The organism is Streptomyces sp. NPDC093097, assembly GCF_044754325.1.
GTDB lineage: Bacteria > Actinomycetota > Actinomycetes > Streptomycetales > Streptomycetaceae > Streptomyces.
Genome location: NZ_JBIVOW010000019.1, coordinates 1 through 22,562 on the forward strand (window position 1 = coordinate 1; position 22,562 = coordinate 22,562).

A 22,562-nucleotide genomic window follows, 5' to 3' on the forward strand; every position below is an offset into this window, starting at 1 on the left:
CGCCTGGCTTCACACCTACAATCACCACCGCAGACACACCGCACTCAAGGGCCAACCACCCGCCAGCCGCGTCCCCAACCTCACAGGGCAATACACCTAGCGCATCTCTTTCCTCGGGTGTGAAGGCCACGCCTCGATTGCGCAGCGGATCGACGAGGACGCTCGGCGTTGCCGGGGTCCGTGCGTGGCTCTCGGTCATGACAGGCTCCCTGTGTGCGCATGCCGAGTCCGTTCCGGTTGGGGTGACTGTGCGGACACGCTCCATGCCACGGCCACTGGCGGGGCGGAGGGGCGCCGGCTGTGCGATGCCCGTCGCGCAGGCAGCGGGGGTGGCCGTCGCCGTGAAGGTCTGGCGAGGGCGCGCTTCGATCGGCAGGAGCGGGGGTCTGTGGGACTCCGGGGCCCGGCGGATTATGGAGGTCTGAGGCTGGCGTCCCCCTGTGGGCGGCGTCGGCACCTGCACCGGCCGGCGCGCCCGCCACGCGCATCGTGGCAGGCGGCTCGTCGGTGCCACGGTCTGAGTTCAGGCTAACTATCGGCTGACGGGCTGCGCGACTTCACTGTGCGACGCGGCGGATATCCGGCACGGCCGTGTCGTAGGGGTGTTCCACCGCGACCGTGGTGTGACGGATGCGGTCTGCGGTCGCCTCTGCGTTCAGTCCGTCCTCATGGGCCCCGCTCCCGCCGGGATGCTCGGCTACGGGCCGGACGGCATCCGGGGCAACGCCGTCGTCGCCGGGCTCGTCGACACACCGGTGATCGTGGAGGGCCGATGACCGGTAGTGGTGGCGGTGCGGTGGCGACACCCGTGCCTGCGGGGTTGTCGAACGCGAGGAGATGGCTGACGCCGTCGTGTGGCTGTGCTTCCGGCGGTCCAGTTTCGTCGCCGGTGCCGCCCTGCCTGTCGACGGTGGATGCGCCGCCTGCTGGCCCTCGGAGGTCAACTGACCGTGCCCGTACGCTTCTTCCACCGTATCGGCCCCTCCGTCGCGATGAACTCGGTCGGGAGGCCGTCGGGCCATGCCTTGAGCCGGATCGGGCGGTGATCGAGTGCCGGCGCCCAGCGGTGTTCACGGATTGGCGGCGAGCACTGCCGCGAGGCCGTCTTGTAGATCTTTGACGAAGTACTCGGGAACCTCCAGCGACGGGAAGTGTCCCCCGTTTTCGGGTGATCGCCATCGGACGATCTGTCGGTACCGTTCCTGTGACCAGGTGCGTGGAGACTTCTCGATGTCGCGGGGATACATGGTGTTTGCTGACGGGACGTCGACTCGGAGTTCGGGGTCGAGTGAGTTGTGGCTTTCGTAGTAGATGCGGGCTGCGGATGCGCCGGTTCGTGTCAGCCAGTACAGGGTGACGTTGTCGAGAACGCGGTCTTGGGAGATCGTCTCGAACGGGCTGTCTTCGGTGTCTGACCACTCGGCGAACTTGTCGAGGATCCAGGCGAGAAGCCCGACCGGGGAGTCGACGAGTGAGTAGCCGATGGTCTGCGGTCGGGTCGCCTGCTGCTTCGCGTACGCCGCGCGGTGGCGCCAGAAGTCGCGGGTTTCCTCGGTCCATGTACGCTCGGCCACCGTCAGCCCGTCCGTTGTCAACCCGGGTGGTGCCTCTGCGAACGTGGTGTGGATGCCGAGAACGTGCGCCGGGAACCTGCCGCCGAGGACCGTGGTGATGTTGCCTCCCCAGTCGCCGCCGTGGGCGGCGAACTTGCTGTAGCCGAGCCTTCCCATCAGTTCTACCCATGCGGCCGCGATCTTTTCGGTTCCCCATCCGGTGGTGGCCGGCTTGTCGCTGTAACCGAAGCCTGGCAACGACGGGACCACGACGTGGAAGGCCGGCGCGTCTGCGTCTTTCGGGTCTGCCAGCTCGTCCACTACGTCGATGAACTCGGCAATGCTGCCTGGCCAGCCGTGCGTCAGGATCAGAGGAGTGGCGTCTGCGCGCGTGGATCGGCGGTGCAGGAAGTGGATTCCCAGATCGTCGATGGTCGTGCGGAACTGGCCGATCCGGTTGAGGCGTTCTTCGAACGACCGCCAGTTGTACCCGGTGCGCCAGTAGTTCACGACATCGACGAGGTCGGCGAGAGGAACGCCCTGTTCCCATCGGCGAGGGTCGGGCGCGGCGCGATAGACCGTCTCGGCCTCCGGCAGTCGTGCCGCGGCCAGTCGTGCGTGCAGATCGTCGAGGTCGGCGTCGGTTGCGTGGGCTTCAAATGCTTGTACGTCGCTGGTTGGACGGGGCATGAGACCTCCTGGCCATCGTGGAACAGGCTACGACCTATTGAGAACCGGCTAAGGCGGTTCTAGCAGTTCTCCGAGCCACGCTGCAACCAGCTAAGGTGGTTCCATGCGTGCTGAGTTCCCTGACTTCCGCCTCGGTAATGTGCTGGCGACCAGCTTCACGGGGACCCTGTCGGAGCGTCATGGCGAGGCTGTCGAGCGCATTCCCACCCCTCACCGACTCGTCGACTGGCTGACAGTGAGCGGCCTCGCCGTGGACTCCTGCACCACCGCCCAGCTCGACCTCGCTCGGGAACTGAGGGAGTCGATTCACACCGCCGCGACAGCAGCCGCGATCCAGGACGCTCTCCCCGCATCCGCCGTCCAAGTCATCAATGACCGCAGCGCTCAGGGTCGGGCCGCGGCGATCCTGACGCCCGAGGGCAAGCGGCGATGGCGGCTCAGCTCGGCTTCCTGCGTGGAGGACGCCCTCGGCGTGATCGCCGCCGACGCGATCAGCATCATCGCGGGCGAACGAGACGGAAAACTGGCCTTGTGTGCGTCACCGACCTGCCAAGCCGCCTTCTTCGACACCAGCCAAAGCCGCACCCGCAAATGGTGCGACATGAACACATGCGGGAATCGCCAGAAGAAAGCGCGCTTCAACGCCAACCAGCGCAGAAACTCCAGATCAGCGGAGTGACCGTTTCCTCGGTACATCCAAGTGGGCCCCACGCATCCGCATCGCAGCACTTCACCGACCCCGTCGACGGCGCGGGCCCCAGGGCTACTTCCACTGGGCGCTGACCGTGGACGACCTGGACACCGTCCTCGACACCGCATCCGCCCACGGCGGCCGCACTGCCTGCCGGCCGACGTCGGCACAGCGGCCCGGAATCCGCCTCGCCTCTTTCTCTCGTCCCGAGGACGATCTCGTCGAACTGCTGCAACCCGCCTGCTGGACCTTGGCGAGCCATGGGCGGTGAGGGCTGGAAGGGACCGGTCAGTGTTCCGTGGGCTCGGCGTGGGGGATGCTGTGCGGCGGGGCGTGCTTGTGGCCGCTGCGGCGCCGGATCGGTACCTTGACGTTGTTCCATGACCGAGACCCGATGTGCGACTACCCGGTCAGAATCTGTCGACGTCTACGACAGCCTCTGCGAAGGCCCGCGGAGCTTCCTGCGGAACGTTGTGTCCCACGTCCAGGGTCCGGTGCTCGTATTTTCCCGTGAATTTCTTCCGATAGGCCGATCCGTTTCCCGGCGGGGTGAACGGGTCGCGTGATCCTTCAATGGTGATTGTCGGCACCCCGATGGCAGGAGCGGCGGCGAGACGCTTTTCCAGGGCGTCGTACCGGCGCTCACCTTTTACGAGACCAAGCCGCCAGCGGTAATTATCGATCACGATGCTGACGTAGTCCGGGTTCTGGAAAGCCGCTGCCGTGCGGTCGAACGTGGCGTCGCTGAAATTCCAGGTCGGAGAGTTGAACCGCCATACCAGTTTGGCCAGGTCGTGTCGGTACTCGTCGAGGCCGAGGACGCCTCTTTCGGTGGAGAAATAGTATTGATACCACCATGCCCATTCGCTCTTCGGCAGCGAGGGCACCTTATTGGCTTCGACATTTACGATCAGATATCCGGCCGCAGAGATCAGCGCTTTGCAACGCTCCGGCCAGAGGGCCGCTATGATGCCACCCGTCCGCGATCCCCAGTCGTATCCGGCGAGTATGGCTCTATCGATCCTGAGGGCGTCCATCAGGGCGATGATGTCGACAGCGAACGCCGACTGCTGGGCCTTCCTGGGCGTTTCACCAGAAAGGAATCGCGTCGTGCCGTGACCTCGCAGATAGGGCACAATCACCCTGTACCCCTTCGCTGCAAGCAAAGGTGCGACCGCGACGTAGCTGTGAATGTCATAGGGCCATCCATGCAGAAGCATGACCGGCTGCCCGTTTACAGGCCCGACCTCGACATACCCCACGTTCAGATCGCCGGCATTGATCTGCTTCACGGGACCAAAGGATGTCCGCGTCACACGATCAGCTGCGGGGCGCGTCACAGGTCCTTCCGACTCGGACTGCGCGCTACCGGACATTCCGAACGGAACCGTCGCCGCCGCAGCAGCGGCCGCGGCACCAAGGAAGCGACGACGACTGTGCGCGAGCCCGGGTATTTCCATCGACGCATCTCCTTTTGAGGCGGCACTGGCGGTCCGCGGACGACATGACATCGAATGAGGGATTCGGAAATCACATGTGCCTGGTATCCGCGCCCGGGGTTTTCGTGAATGCACCCGCGCATTGACGCGTCCTCCCCGTCATGCAACACCCGTCAGCGCGGTGGCGCATCACACATTGCTCCGCCTGAGTGGCTCGAGCGCCTGGCACGTTTTCTCGCAGAGGCGGCCGTGCCGACCGTTGCGACCTGCCTTATTGCCGCCTCCCCGGCCACGAAGCCGAGCCACAGGAACCGGCACCGTCTCGGGGCAGCCGGCCCTCGACCACCAGCTTCTCTGGCCGCTCGACCAGCGCGCCACCCCCCTCGCCCAGGTAGCCGCCCGCGTACCCGACGCCGACCCCCTACCGAGTCACGTAGTACGCGCGCAGGGCGGCTTCGCTGCCGGAGCCGATGGCCGTCATGATCCGCTGGAAGCGGGCCGACCTCAGATCACCGGCAACGACGATGCGCGGGTGTTGTTCGGAGGGCGGACAGTAGCCGGCGGCGTCACGGGCAAGGTCGCCGGGCGGGGCGGTTGGGGCGCTGCCGAGGCTGAGGAACGCGGCATCGGCGGAGACGGTGTTGCGTTGCCCGTCCCGGCTCTCCATGTCGGCTGTGATCGTTGGTCCTTGTGTCGGATGCAGCGTGACGTGTTGGACGGGGAGGAGCGTGACGCGGGGGTCGTCGCGGATTTCGTCGACCTTGTAGTCGTCGTTTGCCGGGTATGCCACGAGGAGTTGGGTGTCGGTGTCGGGGTGGGCGCGTAGGAAGGTCCCAATGGGGCGGTCGCCACCCAGGACGAGGAGGGTCCGTCCTTCGGCGTTGATCGGTTCCTGCCACAGCGGGGGCAGGGTCAGTTCCGGCGGGGCGGTGATCCACGGAACGTGGCGGGGTTGGAGGGGGCCGACGCCGGTGGCGAGGACCGCGTGCGGGGCGGTGAGGCGGACGTCGGTGTCGAGGGTGATGGCGACGTGGTCGTCGAAGGCTTGGATTTGCCTTGCACGGCGCCCCAGTTCGAGGTGACACAGCGGTGTGCGGGCCAGGTCCTTCGCTATGGAGTCGGCGAGATCGGGGCCGTTGGTGTGTCCTCCCAGGACGTTGTTGAGCGCGGGGATGCGGTGCAGGTTTCGGCACAGGACGTCGTCCTGCTCGACCAGCACGGAGCGCATGCCGACGCCGGCCGCGGTAAGGGCGGCGGCACAGCCCGCCGGCCCTCCGCCGATGACGATCAGGTCGATGTCGGTGTCGGTGTCGGTGTCGGTGTCGGTGGTGTGCGGGGCGTTCGCTGGGGTGGCTGCCATGGGCTTATTCCAGCACCGATACGTCGCAGAGTGTGGGGAGTTGGGCGATCACGTGGTCTTTGGTGACAAGTTGTCCTGCGCAGATGAGGCGGCGGGCGACGACCAGTCCGGCGTCGTGCACGTCGGGGCCGGCGTCGTGCACATCCGTCGGCAGCTGCGATGGGACTCCAGGGGAAGGCCGTACTTCTGCCTGCCGAAAGGCGGCAAGACGCGAGAAGTGCCCGTCTCCCCCAACCTCGCCAAGCGTGTCCGGCACCACCTGTATCGCTTCCCTCCGGTCGTCTGCACGCTCCCGTGGCGCAATCCGGAGCCGCCGACGAGCGAGTTAGAAACGCGACAGCGCAAACCGATCTCCGTCCGGCTGATTCTGAGCACGTCGCAGGGCAAGCGCGTCAACTACTCGACGTGGAACAAACGGAGCTGGCGGCCAGCACTCGCGGCGGCCGGCGTCCTGAAGGTCATCGGCGAGAAGGCCGAGACGCACGGCGGCCGCACGCGCCGGTACCCGTCTACGAGCTCTCGCGCGAGGACATGTTCCACACGCTCCGGCACACGTTCGCGAGCACCCAACTCGAAGCCGGCGAGTCGCTCGTCAGCGTCGCCGAGTGGCTCGGGCACGCCTCACCACAGACCACGCTGAAGCACTACGCTAAACCTCGGAAATTGCATCAGACGGGCGAGAAGCCGGAGGTCGCGAGGTCAGAGTATGGCCCGGAGCGGTCTCCATCCGCCTACAACTTGACCTCCTGAGCTGGGAGTTCATTGATCTGATCCCATCTGATGCAGGAATTGCCCTCTGGGAGGGAGGGCGGAAGTGGGTCTTCAGCGACGCGCCGACCTGGCTGGGGCGGCTCATCTGGAGCTGGTCTCCGGGGTGGTCCAGCTGCGTCCGCGACGCGATGGTCGAGGCGATGCTGCGGGGCTGGCGGGCTCAACAGGCCGCTCGTGGGCTCCGCGAGGACACGGTCACTCCCCGGGAACGGCTCGTACGCCGGTTTCTGGAGTACACCAACGAATACCCGTGGGTCTGGACGCCCGGCCACGTGGATGAGTGGCGGGCACTTCATCCGCTGGGCCTGCACCGACAAGCTCACCACCGTCCACGTCCCCGCCGTCCGCTGGAACGGCCCCACTCAGCCGCCCGACGACGAACACCGCTGGAACGTCGCACGCCGACTCCTGCACGACGACACCCTGAAACCCGAAGACCGCCTCGCCGGGCTGCTTCTCCTCCTCTATGGCCAAGGGCCCTCGGCAATCCACCGGTTGACCACCGAGCCCGTCGCCGCGCTGGCCCGCGTGGTCACCGCGAACCGCAAGGGGCACGCGACCATCGGGGCCTTGGCCCCGTCTCCATGGCTCTTCCCCGGTGGCCAGCCCGGACGGCCGATCAGCACCACACAGCTGACCCAGCGGCTGAACCAGCTCGGGATCCGGCCCAACCAGGCCCGCAGCACCGCTCTCTTCCAGCTCGCCACCGAGATCCCTGCCGCGATCCTCGCCCGCACTCTGGGCATCCGCACCGACGTTGCCGTCGCCTGGCAGCGTCTCTCCGCGGGCGTCTGGGCCACTTACGCCGCCGAAGTCAGCCGCCGGAAGGACTCCTGAGACAAGGGCACGAGTCCAAGCTGATGGCTCTATTCAGGATTCGGGACATAGCCAAGGTCAACCGGCGACGCAGGCGGACCATCTCTCCGCACACCAGCGAGTAGTTCCGGCAGCTGCGGCGGCCACAACGGCTCCGTGTCACCAGACAGGTCATCCGGTGTCCACCATCGCCAGCGCAGGATCTTGTCGGCCGCATGAGCGGCAGCGAGGTCACCCACTGGGTCTCGGCGAGGGGCATGCGCGAGGAAGATGTACTCGTGCTGCCGGACGGGGACTCCGGCTCGGGTGAAGTCATGTTGCCAGAGGCAGAACACGGTGCTGACCTCAATGTCGGTCCACCCGGTCTCCTCGCGCAACTCGCGCTCAGCTGTCTTCAGCGGTGTCTCGCCCGGATCCATGCCACCGCCCGGCATCGCCCAGTGGACACCGACTTCCTCGTTGTCATACCGGAACATGAAGACCGCTCCGGCCGGGTCCAGCACCGCGACTCTTGCTGCCTGTCTGGGTATCCGCATCGGCACACCCTGCCAAAGCGATCACACCCCTGTCGATCAAGAACCGGCCAGGCATTCAAACGCTTCCAATACCCGACGTCACCACTACACTTCATGCCCGAGGCGGGTAAGCGGGGTCTCGCCGCCATGGACGAGTGGTTCGACCAAGATCCTTCATCGGACGAAGGTCCATCATCGGACGACGACTGGCGATCGAATGTCCCTGAGAAGTCCCTGGGCGACAGAGAGGCCCCGAACGGCCGCTGAATCCGCAGCCCAGAGTGGCGACCGGACGTACTGCCGGCATGTACGACGAGTACAAGGAACGCCTGGCCCCTGGCCGTCGGCGCTTCTGGCAAACAGGACGGCCGGGATCCGAGTGGCCGCCGGACACACGCAGTTACGGCCGCCCGTAGAATGCGACATCGAACGGCCGCGGGCCCGGCCGGGTCCGCGGTGCGGTGACGACACGAGGGAGCACCCGTGCCCAGCCAGCGGTCCATCAACGAGGCGGAAAGGCTCGTGGAGGCGAAGCTCGGCGGCGCCCCCATCAGCCGGGAACGGATGGCCGCTGTGGCCAACGTCTACCGTGCCGCGTCCGCCGTGCGGCAGCATCTGGAGAACTCGGTGCTGCGCGGCTCGGACCTGACCTGGACCGCCTTTGTGGTGCTGTGGGTGGTGTGGGTCTGGGGCGAGTCCGAGACGCGGCACGTCGCCGAGGAGGCGGGGATCTCCAAGGGCACGCTGACCGGGGTGTCCCGCACACTGGAGTCGCGCGGCCTGCTGCGGCGCATCGGTCATCCCACCGACGGACGGCTGGTGCTGCTCGCGCTCACCGAGGACGGTGAGGACTTCATGCGGCGGGTGTTCCCGGCGTTCAACGAGGAGGAGTCCTTCGTCACCTCACGGCTGAGCGATGCGGAGTGCCGCAGCCTCGCCGACGGGTTGCGGCGTGTGGTGCTCCAGGTCGAGGAAGAGGGCGAGGACCGGCGTCGGTCGCTGCTGAACGGCGAGGAACCCGCGCCGCGCCGCAGCGGACGGCGTGCCCGCGGCTGACGCGGCGTCGATCGGCTGACGCGCCTGAGCTGGTGAAGCCCGCGCTTCACCTGTCGCGGCGTGCCCGCGGTTGACGCGGCCCCGGTCGGCCCCCGGTCGCGCCACGCGCGGCGCGACCGGGCCTTTTACCAGCAGTGTCCGCACGGACCGGCGTGAACGGGCTCCTCGCCCGTGCTTCCCGATGGCCGACGGTGGAACACCGGGGAACACGCGCCGGGGAGCACGGACTCAGGCGGCTTCCCGCGCGGCACGCACCAGTGCGTCGAAGATGCGCTGCTGGGTCGCGTCCTCGTGGGCGGTGTCCTCGGGATGCCACTGCACGGCCAGGAACCAGCCGTCGTGCCGCGTGAGTTCGACGGCTTCGACCGTTCCGTCGGCGGCCCGGGCGGTGACGGCCAGTCCTTCCCCCGTCCGGTCCACGTGCTGGTGGTGGTAGCAGGACCCCTCGACCTTGTCGGTACCCGTGATACGGGTCAGGGCGGAGCCTGGGGCGAGGGAGACGGGGTGGCGGACGTTGCGGTGTTCGTGTCCGGGGCCGCCCATGTCCTGGTGGAGGGTGCCTCCCAGGGCCGTGTTGACCACCTGGAGTCCGCGGCAGACGGCCAGCAAGGGCAGCGCGCTCGCGAGGGCCTGCCGGGCGAGTTCCAGGTCGAACGCGTCCTGCTCGTCGTCCACGTCGTAGACGGCCTCATGGATGTGGGGGGCGCCGTAGCGGTGGGGGGCTATGTCGCCGCCGCCGGGGAGCAGGAGTGCGTCGAACCGGGAGAGCCGGGCGCGGACCTCGGCGGGATCGGTCGTGCCTTCGGGAGCGTGCGGGTGGAGGGTGACGGGTTCGCCGCCCGCCCGCCAGACGGCGTCGATCAGGGCTCGGGCGTTGACTTCCGCGGCGTGGCGCAGGGCGGAGGTGGTGGCGGCGAAACGGGCGGGGATCGCGATGAGGGGGCGGTGGGTCACAGCTGGATCCAGGTGGTCTTGAGTTCGGTGTACTTCTCCAGGGCATGGGCGGATTTGTCGCGTCCGTTGCCGGACTGCTTCATGCCGCCGAACGGCACGGTGAGGTCGCCCTCCTCGTAGCAGTTGACCCAGACCGTGCCGGCCTTGAGAGCGCGGGAGACCTTGTGGGCGGTGGACAGGGCGGACGTCCACAGTCCGGCCGCGAGGCCGTATTCGGTGGCGTTGGCGATGGCGACGGCCTCGTCGAGGTCGTCGAAGGTGATGACGGACAGCACGGGGCCGAAGACCTCCTCACGAGCCAGGCGGCTGTCCGGGGCGACCTGGTCGAAGACGGTTGGTTCGAGGTAGACGCCACCGGTCCCGGTTCGGATGCGCGTGCCGCCTGTGCGCAGGTGGGCGCCGTCGTCGAGGGCTGTGTGGACGTGGCCGAGCACGCGGTCGAGATGGTCCTCGCTTACCAGGGCGCCCATCTCGGTGGCGGGATCCAGGGGATCGCCCACGCGCAGTGCGTGGGCACGGGCCACAACGGCGTCGGTGACCTGTTCGGCGACGGAGGTGTGCACCAGCAGCCGGGAGGGTGCCGTGCACATCTCGCCCTGGTTGAAGAAGATGCCCCAGGCGGCTGTGGCCGCGGCCTTCTCCAGGTCGGGGGCGTCGGGTAGGACGATGTTGGGCGACTTGCCGCCCAGTTCCAGCCATACCCGCTTGAGGTTGGAGTCGGCGGAGTAGCGCAGGAAGTGGCGGCCGACGGCGGTGGAGCCGGTGAAGGCGAGGACGTCGACGTCCGGGTGCAGCCCGAGGGCCCGTCCGGCCACGGGTCCGTTGCCGGCCACGACGTTGAGAACGCCCGGCGGCAGCCCGGCCTCCAGGCCGATTCGCCCGAGCAGCAGCGCGGACAGTGGCGAGTTCTCCGAGGGTTTGAGCACGACTGTGCATCCGGCGGCCAGCGCCGGGGCGATCTTCCAGCCGGCCAGCGTGAGGGGGAAGTTCCAGGGGACGACCGCGCCGACGACACCGGCGGGCTCCCGCGTGACAAGGGCCAGGGCGTCGGACGCGGTGTGCGGGGACTCGTCGGTCAGCTTGTCGGCGAGCCCGCCGTACCAGCGGAAGGTGCTGATGACGGCCCGCATCTCGATGTCGTGGGCGTCGGAGACGGGTTTGCCCATCTCCAGGCTGATCGTGAGCGCCAGCTCCGATCGCCGCTCCTCCAGGAGGTCGGCGAGTCGCAGCAGGACGCGGCCTCGTTCGGCGGGAGACAGGCGCGGCCAGGGGCCGTCGTCGAAAGCGCGGCGGGCGGCGGCGACGGCCGCGTCGACCTCGGCTGCACCGGCATCGGCGACCTCGGCCAGTACCTGTCCGTCGCGGGGCGACACCACGGAGAACGTGACGCTGCCACCGGCTTCGTCGGCGCCGTCGATGAGGTGCGCACCGGTCGGTTTCAGCGTCTCGGCACGGCGGAGCCAATCGTCGTACGTGGCGCGGGTCATGCGGTCCTCCAGACCACGTCGGTGAAGCGGAGCGGATCAAAGCGGATCGGAGCGGAAGCCGGCGGCGGGGCCGTGCCCCTGGCGTGCGCCCGGTTTCCGGGCGCACGCCAGGGGCGAGGGGTCAGCCGGTGCCGGGTGCGGTGCGTCGGTGGCGGATCCGGTGGTTGACCACACCGAGCACCATGACGACGGGCACCGGCAGGACCAGCCACAGCGCCGTGCTCGCCTCGCCGCCGATCAGGGTGGTGAAGTTGGCCAGGATGAGGCAGGTGGCACCGGCGATGCCGAGCGCGCCCAGCACGGGGGCGACCAGGGTGTTCCACGCTCTGCTGTCGACGCGTCGGCGGCGGAAGAACACCACGACCGACACCGAGGTCAGCAGGTAGAGCAGCATCATCGCCAGGACGGCGAGCCCGCTGAACCAGGAGAAGAGGGTGAGCACCGGATCCTTGCCGGCCAGGGCGAAGGGCACGATCAGGAGTGCGGCGATGGCGGTCTGTGCCCGGCCCGCGATCCAGGGGGCGTGCCGGTCGTTCAACCGGCAGAGCTTCGCGGGCAGTTGTCCCTCACGGCCGAGGCAGAACAGATAGCGGTTGGCGGAGTTGTGGAAGGTCAGGACGCCGGCGAAGAGTGAGGTGGCCAGGAGGACCGGCAGAACGCCGTTGACCCAGCCGCCGAACAGGTCGGCCACGGGCCCGAAGACGAAACCGGCGGAGTCACCGCCGGCCAGTGCCGTTTTCGCCGCCCCTGGTGCCTTCGAGGCGCCGTGGGCCGAGATCAGACTCCACGAGGTGAGGGCGAAGAAGGTGGTGACCACGATCACCGAGAGGTACGTGGCCCGCGGCACCGTCTTCTTGGGGTTCTTCGCCTCCTCGCCGTAGATGGCGGTGGCCTCGAAGCCGAACATCGACGCCAGGGCGAACATCACGGCGACGCCCGGCGCACCCTGCAGCGCGGCCGAGGGGGAGAAACTGCCGGCCACTCCGAGCCCTTCCGGTCCGCCGCCCTTGAACAGGGTGACCAGGCCGAAGAGCAGCAGGATGCTGAATTCGGCGAGCACGAACACGGCCAGGACCCGCGCGCCCATCTCGATTCCTGCGGCGCCGAGGACCTGCACCACGGCCATGGTGACCAGTGTGCAGACCCACCACGGGACGTGGAGCGAGGTGTGGTCGGCGAGGAGCCCGCTGACGATCGAGCCGTACAGGCCGTACATCCCTGCCTGGATGGCGCAGTAGGCGAGTAGGGCGACGCTCGCGCTGCCGGCGCCGGCGGCACGGCCGAGGCCGGCGCCGATGTATGTGTAGAAGGCGCCGGCGTCCACGACGTGCCGGCCCATCGCGATGAACCCGACGGAGAACAGCAGTATCACTGCGCCGGCCACCACATAGGCCGCGGGAGTGCCGGAGCCGTTGCCGATGGCGACCGATATCGGGGCGGCGCCCGCGATGCCCGTCAGCGGGGCCTGACCGGACAGCACGAAGAAGAGGATGCCCAGGACACCCAGGGCGTTGGGTTTGAGCGTGGCTGCAGTGGGGGCGTCCCGTACGGTCCGCTCGGCGGAAGCCGTCCGACTGTCCACTCGGATCACCTGCCAGTTGAGGAGGGTTCGTTTCAGGCCAAACGAGTTGCCTCATAGTGGGGTGCAACTATCCGCTTGGCAAGGGGTTGCGGGACAGGAAGACCAGTCGTCTTCCGGACTTTTTACGAGGACGGGACCGAGACCGCGGGCGCGACCGACCGGGACCGCGGCCATGGCGTCCCCGATGGCCGACGGCCCGGCCGGCGACCGGGCGGCCGGGGTTCCGACGGAGCGGCTCAGCGCCCGTCCGGCTCCTCGGCCAGTTCCTGCAGAAGGCTCCTGAGCTCCGCCAGCGCCTCTTCGGTGGCCTCGCGCTCGCCGAACACCAGCTGGTGCAGCACCAGGCCCTCCAGCGCGGCGAAGGCGAGCCGGGAGGTACCGCGGCTCACGGGGGTGGGCAGGATGCCCTCCAGTTCACGTCGAGTGGCCTCGAAGTACTCCTCGTAGAGGCTGCGCAGGTGTGATTTGAGCTCGGGCCTGCGCCGGGCCTCCAGAAGCAACTCGTACTGGAACGCCTGCAGTTCGGGGCCGAACTCGACCATGGCCACGAGACCGGCGGCGAAGTCGGCCGGACTGCCCGTGCCGATGTCGGGGGTGCTGCTGGCCAACGAGGAGCGGATGGCATGGGTGACGGCCTCCTCGATCAATGCGTCGCGCGAACCGAAGTGGTGCACGACGAGCCCATGGGTGACTCCGGCCTCCTGGGCGACGGCCCGGTAGGTGAGCTTGCGCAGCCCGCCCCGGGCCACCACGCGTATGGCGGCGTCCAGCAGGGCCGCTCGGCCCGTCCCGTAGTTCGTCACGCGCTTGCGGGGGCTGCGCTCGCCGGAGGGCCGGGCGGGGTCCGTCATGAGACCGACCCTACCGGGGGGCCGGTCAGCGCTTCGGCGGCCGGATGCCGCGGAACTCCCAGTCGCCGCCGAGCGCGGTGGACAGCACTTCCTCCGACTCCGTGGGCTGGGCCCCCACGTCGGCCCGGATCGGGGTCGGTCCGGTGACGATGTGGTTGGTGAGCCGGCCGAGCCCTTCGACCTCCACCTCGACGACGTCCCCGGGCCGGACGGGCCGGGAGTTGGCCGGGGTGCCGGACAGCAGCACGTCGCCGGGGTACAGGGTGATGGTGCGGGCGATGTCGGCGACGAGATAGTGCATGTCCCATGTCATCTCGTCGGTGGAGCCGTCCTGGACGACCTCGCCGTTGACGTAGGTGCGCAGCCGTTTGCCGTGGAAGTCCCAGTCGGTGACCAGTCCGGGGCCGAGCGGGCACAGGGTGTCGGAGCCCTTGACGCGGAGCATGGAGCCGGCGTCGGTGTCACGGAAGTCGTGGAGGCCGTAGTCGTTGGCCACGGTGTAGCCGGCGATGTACTCGCCCGCCTCGGCCGGGGAGATGTTGCGCGCGGTCCTGCCGATGACGATGGCGACCTCGCCCTCGTAGTTGAGCCACTTGCAGCCCTCGGGTCGCACGATCGCGCCCTGGTGGGAGTTGAGCGCCGAGGTCGGCTTGTGGAAGTACGTGGGGGTGTCGGGCAGACCGATCTGGAACTCGTCCACTCGGCTGCGGTGGTTGAGGTGGACGGCGATCACCTTCGAGGGAACGACGGGCGGCAGGTGACGGGCGTCGGCGATCGCGACGCGCCGGCCGTCACCGGCGACCAGTTCGTCGCCGTCGCGAAGGGTCTCCACGGCGGCGCCGTCGAGGAGGATGCGGCGGTACTCGGGCATGGCGGGAGCCTTTCCAGGCGTGGCTGAGGGGGTGTGTGAGCGGGGACGAGGGCCTAGGCGGCGCCTGTCCAGCCGTCCTGCGGGCGGTCGAACCAGAGATGGACCTGGCCTGTGCCGATCGAGTTCTCGTACGCGCCGTACTGGCGTGCCCTGGCCTTGCAGGCCCGCTCACCGAGGGCGCCGGCCATCATCAGGTAGTGGAAGAACCTGGCCTCGGGCTTGTACTTCCAGAACTCGTCCATGGTGTCGAGGACCTTGTCGTGGCTGCCCTCCTTGAACCAGGCGATCCGCTCCTGGTCGGCCGCCCTCGCCTCGGGGGTGAAGAGGTGCGCCGGGTCGCTCGACTCGTGGTCGCGCAGCTCGCGCAGTGGCCAGAAGGTGTGCGACAGCGCGCCGGACGCGATCAGCAGCACGCGTCGGCCGGGGGTGGCGGCGATGCCGTCGGCCAGGGCGCGGCCCAGGCGCAGATGGTCCTCCATGTCGCCGGTCTGGCAGACGCCGATGGTCACCCACCGTTTGTCCGGCAGGCCCTCGCCGAGGAACTTCCACAGGTTGATCGTGGCGTAGTAGACCGGCAGGTACGCGTCGTCGATCGCGGTGATCCAGGTGCCGTACTTGTCGGCGAACGAGGCGATGTTGTGGGCGAGTTCGGGGTCGCCGGGGTAGTCGTAGGGCATGCGGCTCATGCCGCGCGGCAGTTCTTCGGAGGTGAACAGGCCGGCGCGGCGCTGCTGAGCGGTGACGACGAACTCGACGGTGGTCGCCCAATGGGAGTCCAGGACGACGACGGTGTCGTAGTCGTCGCGCTCGAAGACGTCCTCGCGCAGCTGCCGCAGGCCGGTGACGAGAGTGATCTCCTTGCCCTCGTTGAGCTCCCGCCTGGTCTCCTCGGGCAGCACGATGGTGGGGACGTGGGCGAGCAGGCCCGCCCCGACGATCTCACCCATGGTCCTTCCCTCCCTTCGGTGCGGTGACGGTGTTCTTGAGGTCGCAGTAGAAGTCGAAGCTCCAGGTGGCTCCCTCGCGGCCGACACCCGAGTGGCGGGAGCCGCCGAACGGGGCCCGGAGGTCCCGGACGAAGAAGCAGTTGACCCAGACCGTGCCGGCGACGAGCTGTGCGGTGACCCGTTCGGCGCGCCCGGCGTCGCCGGTGGCGACCGTGGCGGCGAGGCCGAAGCGGGTGCCGTTGGCCAGGCGTATGGCCTCGTCCTCGTCGGTGAACGTCTGCAGGGTCAGGACGGGGCCGAAGACCTCTTCCTGGACGATCTCGGAGTCCTGGGCGACATCGGTGAGGAGGGTCGGGGCGTAGTACTGCCCCCCGCCCCGGTGTCCGCCGATGACGGCGCGGGCCCCGGCCGCGAGAGCCCGCTGGACGAAGCCGTCGATCTTCTCCAGCTGCCGGAGGTGGATGTTGGGTCCGATGTCGGTCGTCTCGTCGCGCGGGTCGCCCTGCCGGAGGCGTGACGCCTTGTCGGTGAAGCGGCGGGTGAACTCCTCGGCCACCGTCTCCTCGACGAGGATGCGGGTGGCGGCCAGGCAGACCTGGCCGGCGTTGTCGTACTGCTCGACGGCGAGGTCGACGGCGAGGTCCAGATCGGCGTCGGCGAAGACCAGCAGCGGGGACTTGCCGCCCAGTTCGAGGCTGAGCGGGGTGAGGTTGGCCGCGGCCGACGAGGCGATGCGCCGGGCGGTCGGCACGGACCCGGTGAAGCTGATGCGGCGTACGTCCGGGTGGGAGGTGAGGGCGTCGCCGATCTCGGAGCCGTACCCCTGCACGATGTTGAGGACACCGGCCGGAAGCCCGGCCTCGGCGGCGATGTCGGCGAGCAGCGAGGCCGTCAGCGGGGTCCATTCGGCGGGCTTGAGGACGATGGTGTCGCCGGCCGCCAGCGCCGGGGCGATCTTCCAGGTGGCCAGCATCAGCGGGGCGTTCCACGGGGTGATCAGCACACAGGGGCCGGCCGGGTCCCAGCTGACGTGGTTGGTGTGGCCGCGGGTGTCGAAGTCCTCGTGGTCGAGCCGCAGCAGCCAGTCGGCGAAGAACCGGAAGTTGTGTGCGACGCGGGGCATGACGCCGCGGCGGTGGGAGCGCAGGAGGGCACCGTTGTCGGCTGTCTCCACGGCGGCCAGCTCCTCGAGCCGCCGCTCGACGCCGTCCGCGATGGCGCGCAGGATGCGGGCGCGCTCGAAGCGCGGGGTGGCGGCCCAGGCGGGGAAGGCGGCCTTGGCGGCGGCGACCGCCGCGGCGGCCTCCGTCGCGGTGCCCCGGGCGATCTCGCCGAGGACGCTGCCGTCGATGGGGGAGACATCGGTGAAGGTCTCGGTGGACGCGACGCGTTCGCCGCCGATCCAGTGCCGGGTGTCGACGGCGACTCCGGCGACGGTGGTGAGGTGTTCGCTCATGTTCTCACGTCCTCGTGGTCGGTGCGGTGCGGGCTCATTCGGCGCCGGAGGTGTTGGACTCCAGCAGCCGGCCGCCGTCCCACACCACGCCGACCTGGCGGTAGTAGGCGGCGATCGGTTCGCGGACCTCCAGCCGGGCCAGCTCCTCGGTGGGCGAGGCGAACAGCTCCAGGTCGGCGTCGCCCGCCCAGGGCTCGCCGCCCTCGAAGGAGGCGGCGCCGGACTCGATCAGCTCGTCCAGGGCCGGGCCCCTGCCCTTCTCGATGGAGGGCAGCCAGCGGTGGTGGGCCATGGGATGGCCGTTGACGAAGCCGTTGGTCCCGGACGGCTCGCGCAGGGTGACGACGGCCTGGGCCAGGCGCCGGTCGGCGGCGGCGAGGGTCGCGCCGAACCGGGCGCCGGCCTCGATGCGGGGTGCGGGCCCGTAGGGGTGCGGGCGGGTCTGGTGGATGGAGCCGAGCTTCTTCGGGTAACCCTGGTGCAGTCCCCGGGCGATGGCGAAGTCCTTGTCGACCCAGATGTACACGCAGCGCGTGTAGGTCCGTCCCTTGTACTTGCAGCGCACGACCGCGAACGCCTCCTTGTACTGGGCGAGCACCGGGTCGAGCAGTTCCTGCCCCGAGGCGGCGCAGGACTGCCAATCGGCCCAGATCAGTGCGACGGCGCCGGGGTCCTCGTCGGCGAGTTCCAGGGGCTCGGGCAGGAGCTCGCGCACGCGGGAGGGGTCGGTGCGGTATTCGACGGTGAGGAGGTCGCCGGAGTAGTGCCACGGCGGCGAGGGGATCAGCGACGAGGTGCCTGTCGCGGTCTTGGGGTGGAAGTATCCACGGACACTGGCCACTTGGGTTCCTTACGCGGTGAGGGAGGGCTGCTTGAGGAGTTCGGCGCGGTAGCGGGCGGCGGCTGCCGCGGCGGCCCGGCCGCCCAGGGCGACGACGCCGACCAGGTGGTCCGCGCGGTGGTAGCCGACCAGGACGTCCCCGTCGAGGTCGCCGTCCAGGACGCGTACGTCGTCCTTGCCGAGAGCCGGGGCGCCGAAGGACTGGAGACGGAAGTCGTGCTGGTCGCTCCAGAAGGTCGGCAGCGGCGCGAACGGCGCGAGGTCGGCGTCGGTGCCGGTGAGGTGTGCGGCGAGCGCCTTCGCGGCGTGTTTGGCCGTGTCGGTGGGGATGGACCAGTGCTCGACGCGGCGCGGGACGCCGTCGTACCGGGCGTTGGGGAAGCGTGCGATGTCGCCGACGGCGATCACGTCAAGGCGTCCGCCGACCCGCAGGTGCTCGTCCGTGAGCACGCCGTCGGAGAGGTCCAGGCCGTTGCCTTCGAGCCATTCGGTGTTGGCCGCGGAGCCGACCGACTCCACCACCACGTCTGCGGCGAGGACCCTGCCGTCGGCCAGGGCCACCCCGGTGACCCGGTTGTCGCCGTGGAAGGCGGTCACGCCCGTGCCGAGGGCGAAGCGAATGCCTCGCTGTTCATGGCGCCTGAGCAGCGCCCCGGCGAGCAGTTCGCCCAGCGGCCCGGCCATGGGCAGCGGCAGCGGGTCGACCACGGTGACCTCGGCGGCGCCGAGGGCGAGGGCGGTGGCGGCCACCTCGCAGCCGATGAATCCGGCTCCCACGACGACCACGCGTGCGTCCGGCCGGGTCAGCGCCTCGCGTAGCCCTTGGGCGTCGTCCAGGGTGCGGACGGTGTGCCGTCCGGCGAGGGGACCGGGGCAGCGCAGTCGCCGGGGGCGCATGCCGGTGGCCACGACGAGACCGCGGTACGGCAGGGTCTCGCCGTCGTCGAGTTCGACGGCCTGCCGGTCGAGGGCGGCGCGTACGACCGTGGTGCCCAGGCGCCATCGCACGTCGCAGACGTCGGCCCGAGGCCGGAGGGCGAGCGAGTCGAAGGACGCCCTGCCTGCCAGGACTTCCTTGGACAGTGGGGGCCGGTTGTAGGGCATGTGGGGCTCGTTCCCGACGAGGGTGATCGGCCCGTCCCAGCCCGCGGCGCGCAGTTGCTCGGCGGCGCGCAGCCCGGCCATGGAGGCGCCGGCCACGACGATGGGTGCGTTCACGGCTCAGTCCTCGATCCGGATGGCCTGCAACGGGCAGACGTCGGCGGCTTCTTCGACGTCGCCGCGCAGGGCGTCGTCGGGGTCGGCGACGTAGGCCAGACGTCCGTCGTCGTCGAAGCGGAAGACGTCGGGGGCGGCGAAGACGCACTGGCCGTGGTCCTGGCACTTGTTCATGTCGACGACGACCTGCATGACCGTTCCTCCTGGTGCTGGGGGGAGCGTCGGGAAAGGGAGAGGAAGAAAGAGGGGGCCCGGACCCACGGGGGCCGGGCCCCGGCCAAAGGGGTGCGGTGAACACCGGCCCCTAACTCGTTTGGCATCAAACAACATAGAAACCGGCCGGGCTCCGGTCAATAGCTATCCGGATGGATAAATTTCTGTGCCGGAACCCTTGCGGGACGGTGACCGACGTCCCTACCGTTTGCCACCACCAAGCGAGCGGCATCCCGCGTCCCCCCGCGGTCCGAGCCCTCACATCCCGTTTCCCCCCGTGCCGCGAGCGCCGGGGAGGCGCCCCACTTCCCCTTGAGGAGACACCGGTGAGCGCATCCGACATCCCATCCGTCCGCCGCCACATGGAGCGGCTGGCCGCCGAGGGCATCGACGTGGTCCGGGTTACCTATCCCGACCTCATCGGCACCGAACGGGCCCGGGACGTCCTGCTGGACCACCTGCCCTCGGCCTGCGAGCACGGCCTCGCCTTCTGCCGCGCCGTCTACCACACCACCCCCCAGGGCGATGTGGTCCCGGTCGCGGGAGGGCTGGACGCCGGCCTGCCCGACATCTGCGTACGCCCCGACCTCGACACCCTGACCGCCCTGCCCTGGGAACCCGGCGTCGCCAGCTGCCTCGGCGACGTCACCGACCCGGCCATCGGACTGCCCGCGCCGGAGTCACCCCGCGATCTGCTGCGCACGGTCCTCGACCGATGCGGCGAGTACGGCCTGAACCCGGTCATCGGCCCGGAGCTGGAGTACTTCCTGTGCGACCCGGACCCCGGCAACCCGCAGGGCTGGCGCCGCTACAGCGACGCCGCGGGCGTCGTCTACACGGCGGGCCTGCGCGCGGACGGCGACAACCACCTGCTGCGCACCCTGCGCCAGCTGCGCGACCTGGACATCGACATCAGCAGCGGCAACCACGAGTTCGACGGCTCGCAGTTCGAGATCAACCTGAACCACTCCGCCGCCATGGCAGCCGCGGACCGCGCCTTCCGCTTCAAATCCGCGATCAAGGAACTGGCCCGCAAGGAGGGCCGGTTGGCCACCTTCATGGCCAAGCCCTTCCAGGGCGCGGGCGGATCCGGCTTCCACCTCCACATGTCCTGCGTGGACGACAAGGGCAACAACACCTTCGCGGACCCGTCCGCGCCGTACGGCCTGACCGCCGTCGCACGCCACGCGGTGGCCGGCGTCCTCGCCCACGCCCCGGCACTCGCGGCGCTGGCCAACCCGACGGTCAACTCCTACAAGCGCTTCGGCCCCGACACCCTCGCACCCTGGCTGATCGACTGGGGACTGGACAACCGCAGCGCCATGGTCCGCATCCCGCCGGAACGCGGCTCCGGCACCCGCCTCGAACTGCGCCTGGGAGACGCGAGCGCGAACCCCTACCTGCTGATCGCGGGAACCATCGCGGCAGCGCTTCTGGGAGTCATCGCCGGCGAGGAACCCGCCGCCCCGCTGGAGGGCTACGGCTACGACACCACCAGGTCCGCCCTCCTGCCGATGACCCTGCCCGACGCCCTCGACGCGCTGGAAGCGGACACCGCTCTGACCGATGCGCTCGGCAAGGACTTCACCACCGCCTACCTCTCGTACAAGCGCGACGAGGTCGCACGCTTCCATCGGCACATCACCGACTGGGAGTTCACCGAGTACGCCTACCACCTGTAAATGCCGAGGAGACGAACCCATGACCTCCGTGACGACCACACCGTCCCCGTCCGGTGCCATCGACGAGCCGATGCCCCTGGACCAGGTGAACCTGGCTGATCTCGACAACTTCACCGACGGTGTCACACCGTGGCGCATGTTCCACACCCTCCGCCATGAGGACCCCGTCCACTGGCAGCCGGAGGAGGCGCCCAACTCCGGCTTCTGGGCGGTCACCCGGCACGCCGACATCGCCCGCGTCGACCGGGACGCCGAGACGTTCACCTCCACCAGGTTCGTGAACCTGGAGGAGGTCGACGACGACCAGATCAAGAAGCGTGCCTCCATCCTGGAGCTGGACGGAGTGCGCCACCGCGCCATGCGCAGCCTCCTGCAGCGCCAGTTCGGCGCGAGCGTCATCAACAGCTACGCCGACTTCCTGCGCGGCCTGACCGCCACCACGCTGGACGCGGCCCTGCCCAAGGGCACCTTCGACTTCGTCAAGGAGGTCTCCGCCGACTTCCCCATCAACGTCCTCGCCCGCCTCCTGGACGTGCCCCCGGAGGACAACCAGCAGCTCATCGACTGGGGCAACCGCATCATCGGCAACACCGACCCCGACTACGCCGATGTCCTCCTGCACAGCGACGAGAGCGAGAAGTACCGCGACCTGCCGTTCCGCTCCCCCGCCTCGCTGGAGGTCTTCGCGTACGGTCGCGAGCTCGCCCGGCAGCGGCGCGGCGGCACCGGCACCGACCTCATCTCCAAGCTCGTCAACGAGACCCCGCGCGACGGGGTGCCGCTCTCGGCACAGGACTTCGACAACTACTTCCTGCTCCTGGTAGTCGCCGGCAACGAGACCACCCGCCACACCATCAGCCACTCCATGCTGGCCCTCCTCCAGCACCCCGAACAGCTCGCCCGCCTCCAGGAGGACCCCTCCCTCATCCCCACGGCGGTGGAGGAGTTCCTGCGCTGGGCCTCCCCCGTCTACCACTTCCGCCGCACAGCCACACGTGACGTCGAACTCGGCGGCAAGCAGGTCAAGGAGGGCGACAAGGTCGTCATGTGGTTCGCCTCCGGCAACCGCGACGAGGAAATCTTCGGCAACCCCTACGACTTCGACGTGACCCGCCAGGACAACGACCACGTCACCTTCGGCAAGGGCAGCCCCCACCTGTGCCTGGGCAACCTGCTCGCGCGCACCGAGATCCGCATCATGTTCGAGGAGCTCATCCCGCGTCTGGCGGGCATCAAGCTCGCCGGAGACGTCCCGCGGGTGCGCTCCAACTTCGTGAACGGCATCAAGAAACTGCCTGTCGAGGTCACCCTCGCCTGACCGTGCGGACTGATCACGGCATCGCCCGGAGGTCCGGCTCCCCGCCCGGCCGACGCCTTTGGTTGCCCTTCCGGGAAATCGTCGGCCGACCGGGCGATGCCGTCCGGCGTGTGGCCGCCTGGCGGTGGGGGGTACGCCGGGTCCGGGCCGCCGGATCGCCGGTCCACTGGCCCGCTGACCGGCGAACCCGCGCCCGTCGACCACGAGGGAGATCGGCCTCGGCGGAGTCGGCGGCGACACGGCGTCGTGGG

At 69.2% G+C, this 22,562-nt stretch carries 23 protein-coding genes; 7 read left to right on the top strand and 16 right to left on the bottom strand.

Annotated elements, in window-relative coordinates:
• Window positions 1-199 (bottom strand): hypothetical protein (locus ACIQE0_RS27760; protein WP_402337634.1); only part of this gene is annotated, 199 nt, incomplete at its 3' end.
• Between the two features lie 871 nt (window positions 200-1,070).
• Window positions 1,071-2,243, bottom strand: a complete 1,173-nt coding sequence (locus ACIQE0_RS27765) for an epoxide hydrolase family protein (RefSeq protein WP_402337229.1) — start codon at window positions 2,241-2,243, stop codon at window positions 1,071-1,073.
• Window positions 2,244-2,346: 103 nt separating this feature from the next.
• Between ACIQE0_RS27765 and ACIQE0_RS27770 the strand changes: the two genes are divergently transcribed.
• Both ACIQE0_RS27770 and ACIQE0_RS27775 read left to right on the top strand, forming a co-directional pair.
• Window positions 2,347-2,922, top strand: coding sequence for a CGNR zinc finger domain-containing protein (locus ACIQE0_RS27770; RefSeq protein ID WP_402337232.1), 576 nt, complete (start codon window positions 2,347-2,349; stop codon window positions 2,920-2,922).
• 106 nt (window positions 2,923-3,028) lie between these two features.
• Window positions 3,029-3,205 (top strand): hypothetical protein, encoded by a 177-nt coding sequence (locus ACIQE0_RS27775; protein ID WP_366338108.1) that lies wholly within the window; start codon window positions 3,029-3,031, stop codon window positions 3,203-3,205.
• 139 nt (window positions 3,206-3,344) lie between these two features.
• On the opposite strand, the gene ACIQE0_RS27780 is transcribed toward ACIQE0_RS27775, so the two are convergent.
• The 3 genes from ACIQE0_RS27780 to ACIQE0_RS27790 form a co-directional block, all read right to left on the bottom strand.
• Window positions 3,345-4,394, bottom strand: coding sequence for an alpha/beta fold hydrolase (locus ACIQE0_RS27780; protein ID WP_402337235.1), 1,050 nt, complete (start codon window positions 4,392-4,394; stop codon window positions 3,345-3,347).
• A 400-nt stretch (window positions 4,395-4,794) separates the two neighbouring features.
• Window positions 4,795-5,733 carry an FAD-dependent oxidoreductase gene (locus ACIQE0_RS27785; protein WP_402337238.1) on the bottom strand — a complete coding sequence of 313 codons (939 nt, stop codon included), beginning with the start codon at window positions 5,731-5,733 and terminating at the stop codon, window positions 4,795-4,797.
• Between the two features lie 4 nt (window positions 5,734-5,737).
• On the bottom strand, window positions 5,738-5,875 hold the full coding sequence (locus ACIQE0_RS27790) for a hypothetical protein (RefSeq protein ID WP_402337241.1): 138 nt from the start codon (window positions 5,873-5,875) through the stop codon (window positions 5,738-5,740).
• Window positions 5,876-6,264: 389 nt separating this feature from the next.
• Here ACIQE0_RS27790 and ACIQE0_RS27795 point away from each other — a divergent pair, with 389 nt between their 5' ends.
• Window positions 6,265-6,483 (top strand): tyrosine-type recombinase/integrase, encoded by a 219-nt coding sequence (locus ACIQE0_RS27795; protein WP_402337608.1) that lies wholly within the window; start codon window positions 6,265-6,267, stop codon window positions 6,481-6,483.
• A 297-nt stretch (window positions 6,484-6,780) separates the two neighbouring features.
• Window positions 6,781-7,341 carry a hypothetical protein gene (locus ACIQE0_RS27800; RefSeq protein WP_402337244.1) on the top strand — a complete coding sequence of 187 codons (561 nt, stop codon included), beginning with the start codon at window positions 6,781-6,783 and terminating at the stop codon, window positions 7,339-7,341.
• Between the two features lie 29 nt (window positions 7,342-7,370).
• Here ACIQE0_RS27800 and ACIQE0_RS27805 read toward each other — a convergent pair whose 3' ends face one another.
• Window positions 7,371-7,856 (bottom strand): NUDIX domain-containing protein, encoded by a 486-nt coding sequence (locus tag ACIQE0_RS27805; protein ID WP_366338096.1) that lies wholly within the window; start codon window positions 7,854-7,856, stop codon window positions 7,371-7,373.
• 462 nt (window positions 7,857-8,318) lie between these two features.
• Between ACIQE0_RS27805 and ACIQE0_RS27810 the strand changes: the two genes are divergently transcribed.
• The gene (locus tag ACIQE0_RS27810) at window positions 8,319-8,891 is read left to right on the top strand and encodes a MarR family transcriptional regulator (protein WP_366338094.1); all 573 of its coding nucleotides are present in this window, start codon (window positions 8,319-8,321) and stop codon (window positions 8,889-8,891) included.
• Between the two features lie 228 nt (window positions 8,892-9,119).
• On the opposite strand, the gene ACIQE0_RS27815 is transcribed toward ACIQE0_RS27810, so the two are convergent.
• The 10 genes from ACIQE0_RS27815 to ACIQE0_RS27860 all read right to left on the bottom strand — a co-directional run bounded on the left by ACIQE0_RS27815 (window position 9,120) and on the right by ACIQE0_RS27860 (window position 19,290).
• Window positions 9,120-9,845: a gamma-glutamyl-gamma-aminobutyrate hydrolase family protein gene (locus ACIQE0_RS27815; RefSeq protein WP_402337249.1), complete on the bottom strand. Its 726-nt coding sequence runs from the start codon at window positions 9,843-9,845 to the stop codon at window positions 9,120-9,122.
• Complete coding sequence (locus ACIQE0_RS27820) at window positions 9,842-11,332, bottom strand: aldehyde dehydrogenase (protein WP_402337251.1); 1,491 nt, start codon at window positions 11,330-11,332, stop codon at window positions 9,842-9,844. The genes ACIQE0_RS27815 and ACIQE0_RS27820 overlap by 4 nt, the downstream gene beginning before the upstream one ends.
• A 121-nt stretch (window positions 11,333-11,453) precedes the next feature.
• Window positions 11,454-12,914 carry an APC family permease gene (locus ACIQE0_RS27825; RefSeq protein ID WP_402337254.1) on the bottom strand — a complete coding sequence of 487 codons (1,461 nt, stop codon included), beginning with the start codon at window positions 12,912-12,914 and terminating at the stop codon, window positions 11,454-11,456.
• Between the two features lie 236 nt (window positions 12,915-13,150).
• Window positions 13,151-13,765: a TetR family transcriptional regulator gene (locus tag ACIQE0_RS27830; protein ID WP_366338086.1), complete on the bottom strand. Its 615-nt coding sequence runs from the start codon at window positions 13,763-13,765 to the stop codon at window positions 13,151-13,153.
• Window positions 13,766-13,790: 25 nt separating this feature from the next.
• Entirely contained in the window at window positions 13,791-14,636 is an 846-nt protein-coding gene (locus ACIQE0_RS27835; protein WP_384096768.1) for a fumarylacetoacetate hydrolase family protein, read from the bottom strand.
• Between the two features lie 53 nt (window positions 14,637-14,689).
• A complete protein-coding gene (locus ACIQE0_RS27840; RefSeq protein WP_402337259.1) occupies window positions 14,690-15,583 on the bottom strand; it encodes a 3,4-dihydroxyphenylacetate 2,3-dioxygenase in 894 nt (297 codons plus the stop codon).
• Window positions 15,576-17,039, bottom strand: a complete 1,464-nt coding sequence (locus tag ACIQE0_RS27845; RefSeq protein WP_402337261.1) for an aldehyde dehydrogenase — start codon at window positions 17,037-17,039, stop codon at window positions 15,576-15,578. Before ACIQE0_RS27845 ends, ACIQE0_RS27840 begins: the two co-directional genes overlap by 8 nt.
• 34 nt (window positions 17,040-17,073) lie before the next feature.
• On the bottom strand, window positions 17,074-17,880 hold the full coding sequence (locus ACIQE0_RS27850; RefSeq protein WP_366338078.1) for an acetoacetate decarboxylase family protein: 807 nt from the start codon (window positions 17,878-17,880) through the stop codon (window positions 17,074-17,076).
• A 9-nt stretch (window positions 17,881-17,889) separates the two neighbouring features.
• Window positions 17,890-19,098, bottom strand: coding sequence for an NAD(P)/FAD-dependent oxidoreductase (locus ACIQE0_RS27855; RefSeq protein ID WP_402337264.1), 1,209 nt, complete (start codon window positions 19,096-19,098; stop codon window positions 17,890-17,892).
• 3 nt (window positions 19,099-19,101) lie between these two features.
• The gene (locus ACIQE0_RS27860; protein WP_366338074.1) at window positions 19,102-19,290 is read right to left on the bottom strand and encodes a ferredoxin; all 189 of its coding nucleotides are present in this window, start codon (window positions 19,288-19,290) and stop codon (window positions 19,102-19,104) included.
• Window positions 19,291-19,637: 347 nt separating this feature from the next.
• Here ACIQE0_RS27860 and ACIQE0_RS27865 point away from each other — a divergent pair, with 347 nt between their 5' ends.
• Window positions 19,638-20,993, top strand: coding sequence for a glutamine synthetase family protein (locus ACIQE0_RS27865; RefSeq protein ID WP_402337267.1), 1,356 nt, complete (start codon window positions 19,638-19,640; stop codon window positions 20,991-20,993).
• A gap of 19 nt (window positions 20,994-21,012) precedes the next feature.
• The gene (locus tag ACIQE0_RS27870) at window positions 21,013-22,311 is read left to right on the top strand and encodes a cytochrome P450 (protein ID WP_402337270.1); all 1,299 of its coding nucleotides are present in this window, start codon (window positions 21,013-21,015) and stop codon (window positions 22,309-22,311) included.
• The last annotated feature ends 251 nt before the right edge of the window (window positions 22,312-22,562 follow it).

What these genes read in the sequence shown, in the direction of transcription:
- ACIQE0_RS27765 (WP_402337229.1), bottom strand. Translation starts at nt 2,243, where the DNA reads ATGCCCCGTCCAACCAGCGACGTACAAGCATTTGAAGCCCACGCAACC.
- ACIQE0_RS27770 (WP_402337232.1), top strand. Translation starts at nt 2,347, where the DNA reads ATGCGTGCTGAGTTCCCTGACTTCCGCCTCGGTAATGTGCTGGCGACC.
- ACIQE0_RS27780 (WP_402337235.1), bottom strand. Translation starts at nt 4,394, where the DNA reads ATGGAAATACCCGGGCTCGCGCACAGTCGTCGTCGCTTCCTTGGTGCC.
- ACIQE0_RS27785 (WP_402337238.1), bottom strand. Translation starts at nt 5,733, where the DNA reads ATGGCAGCCACCCCAGCGAACGCCCCGCACACCACCGACACCGACACC.
- ACIQE0_RS27795 (WP_402337608.1), top strand. Translation starts at nt 6,265, where the DNA reads ATGTTCCACACGCTCCGGCACACGTTCGCGAGCACCCAACTCGAAGCC.
- ACIQE0_RS27800 (WP_402337244.1), top strand. Translation starts at nt 6,781, where the DNA reads ATGAGTGGCGGGCACTTCATCCGCTGGGCCTGCACCGACAAGCTCACC.
- ACIQE0_RS27805 (WP_366338096.1), bottom strand. Translation starts at nt 7,856, where the DNA reads ATGCGGATACCCAGACAGGCAGCAAGAGTCGCGGTGCTGGACCCGGCC.
- ACIQE0_RS27820 (WP_402337251.1), bottom strand. Translation starts at nt 11,332, where the DNA reads ATGACCCGCGCCACGTACGACGATTGGCTCCGCCGTGCCGAGACGCTG.
- ACIQE0_RS27830 (WP_366338086.1), bottom strand. Translation starts at nt 13,765, where the DNA reads ATGACGGACCCCGCCCGGCCCTCCGGCGAGCGCAGCCCCCGCAAGCGC.
- ACIQE0_RS27835 (WP_384096768.1), bottom strand. Translation starts at nt 14,636, where the DNA reads ATGCCCGAGTACCGCCGCATCCTCCTCGACGGCGCCGCCGTGGAGACC.
- ACIQE0_RS27840 (WP_402337259.1), bottom strand. Translation starts at nt 15,583, where the DNA reads ATGGGTGAGATCGTCGGGGCGGGCCTGCTCGCCCACGTCCCCACCATC.
- ACIQE0_RS27845 (WP_402337261.1), bottom strand. Translation starts at nt 17,039, where the DNA reads ATGAGCGAACACCTCACCACCGTCGCCGGAGTCGCCGTCGACACCCGG.
- ACIQE0_RS27860 (WP_366338074.1), bottom strand. Translation starts at nt 19,290, where the DNA reads ATGCAGGTCGTCGTCGACATGAACAAGTGCCAGGACCACGGCCAGTGC.
- ACIQE0_RS27870 (WP_402337270.1), top strand. Translation starts at nt 21,013, where the DNA reads ATGACCTCCGTGACGACCACACCGTCCCCGTCCGGTGCCATCGACGAG.